We start from the raw sequence: 8,245 nt of genomic DNA, 5'->3' as shown, positions 1-8,245 counted from the left end.
GCCCCTGGGTGTCGTAGGTGTAGGTGACCGGATAGGTCTGGGAACCGCTCTGGGATTTGAGTTCGCCGGTGGGCCAGTATAGCTGGGTGGTTTGTGTGCCATCGGGTAGGATGGTTACGGTGCGCCGGCCGAGGGCGTCGTATTGGTACTGCGTGACCAATCGCGGCCGACCCGTGGCCGGTGGCGGCGTGCTCACGCTGTGGAGCTCGTCCAGCGCGGTGTATGTGTAATCGGTCGTGCCGTTGCGCGCGTCGGTGCTCTGAGTGAGACGCCCATGAGCGTCGTAGCTCAGTGTGGACTGGGAGATTTGCGCGTTGGCGGCGTCTCTCATAGTTTCGGTAATAAGGCGCTCCTGAGAGTAAACGCGGATGGTGCGCACGCCGTCGGGGCGGGTGATGGTTTCGGTGCGTCCGCCGGTGCCATCGACGGTGATGAGCGTCGTCGTTGTGCCGCTGGCGGCAACGGTGCGCGTGAAGTGCCCGTTTGGTGTTTGGTCGGTGGTAGAGAGTACTACGGCTGAACCGCTGCCAACGGTCGGCAACACGCGGGTGGTGGTGCGCTCGGCCACGAGGCTGCCGCTGACGAGGACAACGCTGCGATCGGTGAGAGTAACGCGGTCGACGCTCGCCAGACCGATCGCGCCGTCGCGATCGGCATCAAGGGCCGCCATGGATTGTTCGCCACGGGCGTTGTAGGCGAAGAGCTGGGTGATGCCGTCGGCATCGGCGCGACGGATGAGGCGCCCGGCGTGGTCGTAGGCCATTGTCTCGAACGCACCATCCGCGTGAGCGATCCGGATGGGGTGGCCGCTCATGTTGTGCCATGTGGTTGTCCATTCGGTGCGCGCGCCACTGGCGCCCAGCCGGATTTCTTTTGTCCACTGCCCTTGGGCATCAACGCCGTATTCATAGGCCACGGGATGAACGCCCGTTCCGCTGCGCTGTTTGAGTTGACCATCCCGCTGGTAGCTCTCGATCATCGTGGACCCGTCGCGCTGGGTGGTGGTAACGGTTCTCACCCCACCGGTGTACGATTCGCTAATGAGGGTTTGGCGGCCCAGCGCGTCCCCGTGCGCGATGAGGATCCCGGCGGGGGTGTGGGTGTTTGTGCGCTGGAGCATCGGGCTGTTGTCGGAGCCGAAGCGGGTCTCGGCCACGGTGCGGCCCTCGGCATCGAGCGTAAGCTGGGTACGCACCCCGGCGCGCGTGATGCCGGTTTGGCGGCGCAGCGCGTCGTAGCTGAAGAAGGTGGCCACCCCATCGCGCCCGGTCTCGACTTCCAGACCGCAGCAGCCGTATTGCCGTTGAATGGTTGTGCCGTCTTCAAAGACGGTGAGTGTGGGGCGGCCTTGTTCGTCGGAAGTGAGCACTTCTGAGCTTGTGAGCAGTAGTCCGGTCGCAATGTCGTAAACATGTTCGGAGAGCGTCTGGCCGTTGGCAGCAGTCACACGGATGGTGCGTCGTCCCGAAGTGATCGCAGTACCCGAGCCAGAGGGGGCACCGGTTTGCTCGGTCGTGGTTTCCACGCCGCCAGTGCGCTGGTAGGAATAGAGCGTGAGAGTGCCGTCGGGACGTTGCATGCGGGCGGGACGCCCGGTGAATTCACCCTCGCGGATGAACCGGGTGCGGGTGATGCGGTTGGAAGCCATGCTCCACCATGCGCCGGGTGTTGTGGCTTCGATCTCCCATTGTTCATCGCCGACGGTGGCGGTGTAACGGCGGCTGACTTCGATGCCCCGCACAAGCTCGATTTCCGTCGAGCGCGGGTTGTCGGTGGGGTTGGTCCACCGGATGCGCACGCGGCACTCGTTCTCAGGCGCATTGAATGGTGCATCGTTGAAGGGGGAAATGACCTTTGTGAACTCGTTGGGACCGTAGGTGTAGCGTTCCCAATAGCCATCGTAACGTTGCATGGATTTGAGGCGTGCGTAGGCGGGGCCGTCCTGGGTCATCTCATCGTAATAATCCCATGTGGTGGTGAGCGCCGCGCCGTCGGGATCGAGCGTTTCACTGATTGTTTCCTCGCCCCACGGGAATACTTTAATGATTTTGGAGCTTTTGCTTGCGATGGAACTATCGGATGGGTTGCGCACGGTGCGGATTTCGGTGCGTAAACTGCCTGGCTGGCCTGTGCCGCTGGTCCATGTCGAGGCGAGCGTCTCTGTACGCAAGCCGCCGCTGCTCAGCGCCCAGGTGCCGGAGTCGAAGACGTAGAGGTAATCGATGAGTTGGGCTGAGCCCGACAGAACCGTCAGCTTGAGCCTATTGAAAACAGTGGGCGAGGCATCGGGATTCTCGACAACGATGGATTTGTGCGGCGCGGTCTGATAACCGGTGCCTGTGGTGGAAACTCCAAAAAGATCAATGCGATAGGAGAAACTGCCGGTCTCGACGATGCCGGCTTTGGCGCTTGGCCCGCGGATTTCGGAGAGCTGGGCGGTTGAGCCGGTGCGCAGGATTTGCCAGCCCTCACCCGCCTCGACACGGAGGGCCGCCGGAGTCGCAAGGGCTGGTGATGGAGTTTTCGCTTCAATATTGAGAGATGCCGGGGAATCGCCGAAATCGGAAAGGCCGAGGCCGATGGAGAAATCGAGGCTTCTGAGGCTGGCGGTTTCGCAGGCGGTGGTGCAGCCACCGCATTCGGCAGCAGTAACGACCGCGACGATCGCCGTGGAAGCGTAGGTTTCGAAATCTGGGCATGATTCTTTGTTTTCGTCATCTGGCGCGGGCGTGTTGTCGTTGCCCTCACCTCCGTTGCGCCATGGTAAACCGATAGCGCCGGGGCCGAACGCACCTCCGCCACCGCCGCCACCAAAGCCTCCTCCTCCGCCGTAACCTCCTCCCTGACCGGGATCCTGCGGCGGAGGTGGCTCTTCGTTAGGAGTGATTACGATTTCTTTGGTGTCACGACGGGTAACCGTGAAGCTCACGAAATCCTTGGCGTCGCGCGGCAACGCGTTGAGGAAGCCTGAAATATCGATTCGTCCGCCAAACTTATAGCCGGCGCCAGCAGGCTGACCGAGCTTGCTCGATGGGCAATCTTTGGCACTGCCACCGGTGGAGAGTGTGAGCGTCTGCCCACCGCCTTCCAGGATGAGCTGACCGGTTGAGAAAAGTTCGGTTGATCCTTGGGCCAGCGCCAGGTAGCCGGAGGAGCCACGGGGCGCATAGACTCTTACTGTGCCTGTGCCGAATTCGAATGTCTGCGGCGTGTACGATGTGCCCGCCGGCACGAATTGCTTGGGTTTTTTGCTGATGGCTTTGGCACCGAGCACGGAAACGGTTTGGTTGTTATGGTTTCGGGGAGGCGTGTTGTTCGCCGCTTCCGTCGCGTTGCTCGCGCCGTCGCCGTCAGGATCATCGTTCGCATGGAGGCCCGTGCCTGGAGCAGTGCTGCCCCCTGGCACGCTTGGCAGGAGGTTATGCAGGGCGCGATAATCGTCCGGCAGCCCGCCGTAGGTGAATTTGTTGTTGGGGTTAGTCTTATAAATCTCTACCTCCTCGAGGTCGGTAAGGCCGTCGTCATCAGAATCGCGCTCCAGATAATCCGGCACGCCGTTCTGGGGCGAGGTGTCCTCCTCGAATCCCGGGCCGTCTTTCAGACGCGGGTTTGTGTTTTGCTGGTATTCGGTGAGGTTTGAGCGGTTATCTTCGTCGGGGTCCAGCGCGGCCTCGTTGTTGCCGGGCGGGCTCATGGGGTTGAACTTGTAGCGCAACTCCCACCCGTCGGGGAGGAGGTCGTTGTCCGAATCGGCATCCGTTGGATCGGTTCCATAGAGGTTCACTTCGTTGCCGTCGGTAAGCCCGTCGTTATCGGTGTCAGCCCTGCCGGGATCAGTGAGTGATTGGGTGCGCTCATAGTGGTCGCTTAAACCGTCGCCATCAGTATCCCGTAAGCGCGGGTTGGAAAAATACGTTGAGCCGCCCGCGGTGAATCCGTTGATTTCTTCACCATCGGAGATGCCATCCCCGTCGGAGTCCGCTGCGCGTGGATTGGTGCCGTTTCTGAATTCCTGGGCGTTGTTGGCACCGTCACCATCCCAATCCTGTCCGCCCTCATGGTTGATGAGTGATGAGGCGGAGTTGAGAATTGCCATTTCCGCAGCTGTAAGAATGGAGGAATAGAAACGCAGATCGTTGATACAAACGTCGGGCACGCGGCGTGGGTGGGATCGTGGGCTGCCAAAAATTAACGGCTCGGTAGAAAGGGGCACAATAAATGGTGCGACCGTGGCCTGGGTGGAGAGTGCTCCGTCGATGTAAATGGCACCATGGCCGATGGACGGGTTACAAGTGAAGACAACATGTTTCGACTGGCCTTCTGGCACCGCAGCGGTCGTAGTCCACGAGTGGGTCGTGCCAGAGGTGGTCGTGATTTTGAATGTCAGTTTGTTGTTATTCGTGCCCGTGAGCACTTGGTAGGCACCCGCCTTCGCCAGAATGTAACCCGGCGCCTTGCGTCCAGTGCCGCTGGTCAAGGGTTCCATCTGGAAGGATATCGTGAATGGCGCTGTGCCTGAAAGACTGGTTTGTGCCGTGTGACGAACAACGGCGTATGCGCTTTTGCCCTCCAGACGGAGGCGATAGTCGAAGTTATAAGGGGCGTAACTGAGGGGATAGTAGCCGAAATTATACTGACTGCCCTGCGTAAATTCGGTGCGCGCCTCACCAAAAACCGCGCCATCTGAGATACCTCCACTTGTGTCGTAGAGGGGATAGGTCAGGCCATAATCGAATCGCCACCAGGCGAGGATGCCATTGAGTGCGGTGCGGGGATTTGTTCCGTTGGCAATCTCCCAGCCATCGCCCAATCCATCGGCATCGCTGTCATAATCATAGACGAGGAGTAAGCGCTGCGTTTCATCAAGGTTTGTGAGCCCGTCCCTGTCCGCGTCCCGCGCGGCGTCCGTGGAATCAAGGGGTCGCAAACCATCACTGACCTCATAGCCATCGGCCATCAGGTCAGCGTCAGAATCCGCGTTTTCAGGCCCAGTGCCCCAGAGGCTTTCCGAATAGTCCGAAAGCCCATCCTGATCATCATCGCCCGAGCGATCGAAGTACTGCTGAAGGTTGGTCAACCCGTTGCGCCACGCACTAGGCTTGACGGCGTCCAAAGAGTTTTTGGGATCCAGCCCCTCTTTTACTTCCCACGCATCGTCCATCTGATCCGCGTCGGTGTCGACCAGAAGTGGGTTGCTCTCGAATTCATACTCCTGGCGGTTGGTCAACCCATCTCCGTCAGTATCAAGCGGAGCATCAGCGGGGGAGATTGGCTGAAAGTTGTAGCGGACTTCCCACCCATCTGCCATGCCATCACCATCGCTGTCCGGATTGTTTATCTGCGTGCCGTGGGTGGCCTCTTCGTGATCGAGCAATTCATCCTCATCGGAATCGGAGGGCACACCGGCCTCTTTTGCCGCGTAAACCCAGCGGAGCTTGGAGGGGTCGGGTGGGTTGGGCTCGTTGTAATAGAGCAAACCGTTGAGTGGCGAGTTTCCCGGCGAGGGAATCCATTGGGTGGTGATCGCCGGGTTGCTTTCGTCGTCCGGCGATGTCCCGGACGTTGCGGTAAACGCAATTCGATACTCATCATGGCCGCGGAATTGGCCAATTTCCGGACGAAGCAGCGTGAAAGTGGAACGACTTCCCCGGCGCACTTGGAAGGTTGTGCTCCAGATTCTTTTTGGGTTCTGCTTGTTCGTTAATAGAAACTGTCCGTCACGGTAGAGCTCCCAGCCGTCATCATAAAGATCACGATCTTGCAGCCAGACTTTGACGCCGAGAAAGTGGCCGCCATCAAGAATACCATCGCCGTTGGAGTCAGGATTATTCGGATCGAGGCCATTGCGGTATTCTTCGCCGTTGATCAAGCCATCGTTATCCCGGTCTCCACCCCACGTTTGCGACAAGTTGCCGAAGTGCAGCAGCTCCCATTCGTCCGGGAGTTGATCCTTATCCGTGTCCACGAAAAGCGTCTCGAATCGGAAGCGAACCGCGCCCTCGCCCTGCGGCGTTGTTGCGCAAACGCGAATATCGGATAGCCCGTAACCGGAGGTGCCTGTGTGAGCCATGACGGATGCCCGCGCGAGGCTGCCACTAGTGACTACGGTGGTTTTTTTCACCACGGAGCCGCTGACGTAGAGGGCGGCCGGGCCCGACAAAACTTCAAACGTGACCGGCACACCCACCAATGGCACGCCCTTGTTGGTGTAGACGCCGACTTCCAACGGAGCCGGCGCTGTTCCGCTCTCTATCGTGGAGCCCGATCTAATCACGCGCTGAGCGTCGCCACCAAGGATGCGCACTTCGGGCGCAAACCGATAGCTGAGCAGACGGACCTGCTGTGCGCTCAAGGGGTAATTATACATCCGTACATCGTCCAGGCCGCCCAGCCATGGATGGTTGCCAGCCGTTCCGGAAAATGCCGCATGGCGACCAACGGCAAAATTCAATGTTCCAGCGGCCGGCGACGAAAGCAACCCGTCTGACGTGGTTTGAAAATAACTGCTGATGTTTACAAGCCGCGGTATTGTTCCCGGAAAGGTCTGAGGCGGGAAGGGCACCGTATATTGCTTCAACTCCTCGCCATCGACGAAAAATCTGGGCCGAAATCGTCCTGCTCCACCTTCGGGAGTTAGCGTCACTGCGACATGTCTCCAGCCACCGCTTAGGTCAACGTCGTAAGCCAAGGCCTGCTCAAACCCTCTTCCGCAAAATGTCAGCCGTCTCTGATAGTAGTTATATTCCAGCTCTATACCACCAAACGTCCCATAATTATTCTTGCTAGAAAGAATGCGACCAAAGTGCGACGGGTGATTTAGAAGGGGATGGGTTTCGTCCAAGTTGACCCACGCTGCCATGGTCAGCGCGCCGGTTAACTGGCGCAACGCCCGCTGGTCGCCCGGCACCTGCGCCCAATCGTTGGTTCCCGATGTCGTGTTGAACATGCGCCCACCCAAGATCGCCGCTTTGGGCAAGTGAGCCGGCGCTCCGTGGAACGTCAACGTGTGCCCATAGCCAGAAGAGTCCCTGCCTGGTATCGCCTCGGGATTTTGGGGCCCCGGGTTGGGGTCGTCCAGTTGCCAGTGTGCAAGCAATTCGCCGGTTGTCCCGCCGGTCGTGAGTGAGGCGCTGGCCTCTGTCGTGCCGGTACGGACTTTTACCGGGCAAGGTGTCGAAAAGGTGGAGGGGAGCTTCACATACATCGATACGCGCCCGTCCGTACCCGTCTGTGTGGTCTGCAAATTGACAAACGGTGTTGTGCCGGAGAGCGAGAGGAGTCCATCACTCGTCACAACCCAAAACATTATTGGCGCACCGCTGATCACCGGCCCCGATAAACTGCCATTTCGCACTTCCGCCACAACAGGCATCGAAAGAACTTGATCAGGCAACCCGCGCTGGTTATTCCCTGAAACAATAGACAGATGCGGTTGGAGAGTGATCACCCCTCCCGCGCTGTTTGGCCGGCTGTACCAGTTGGCCGGGTCCGAACCCGCGTCCCACTCGTCAATGTTACTAAATCCGTCATTGTCGATATCCGCTAGCTCACCATGCGGATTTTGACGTAAAATGTATTCCTCCCAATCAGAAATCGCGCCAGATCGGCTAAAGATGTCGCCCAGGCAGGTGTAGGAAAAGTATTGGGCTTGGCGGGGCACACGCGTCATTGGCAGGTTCACCACCGCATCGGTGCCAGTCCCAATAATCTCCGCGCCCACCGGCGTGCGCACCATTTTGGATTTGTACACAACCGGGCCGCCGCATTCCTGCACGGTGATCCATTGCGACTCGCTCAAGGCAACGACCTCGCCGCGCTGCACTTGGTATCGTTTGCCGCGCACGGTCGGAAATCGCAGGGTCACAGCCGTGCCACTCGGGTGAATCTCCATGCTCAGGGGCATCGCCACACTCACGGTGGGTGCTACGCCAAGCAGAGCTTTTTCGCGATTGGTACAGGGGCGTACGGTGATGTCTTCGCGAATGGGCAGACACACATCGCCCGTGAGCGGGTCATCATTGTAAATCAGCCCAGGGTACAGGGATTCATAAACATCCGAAACACCATTGCCGGAGGGTGGTGGTTGGAGATTGATGGCATTGGAGCGCGTCACCGCAAAACACGTTAGCAGGGCGATCAATAGCCGTATGGACCTTTTCATCGAACAAGATCTTTAGCGGAGGGTCAAGCGAGGCTCGGGCGGATAGAGAGTGCTGTAAGAAGTTGGGGTTTCTGTTGCACAAGG

1 protein-coding gene is annotated in these 8,245 nt (G+C 59.1%); it reads right to left on the bottom strand.

Annotated elements, in window-relative coordinates; translation table 11 throughout:
• A partial coding sequence (locus ACWIQA_RS00820) for a LamG-like jellyroll fold domain-containing protein (protein WP_448581171.1) occupies nucleotides 1–8,161 on the bottom strand: 8,161 nt, incomplete at its 3' end.
• Nucleotides 8,162–8,245: the final 84 nt, after the last annotated feature.

Source organism: Thermaurantiacus sp., assembly GCF_053487655.1.
Note: the sequence above shows the minus strand (reverse complement) of the source record. Positions and strands in the feature narration are given on the sequence as shown.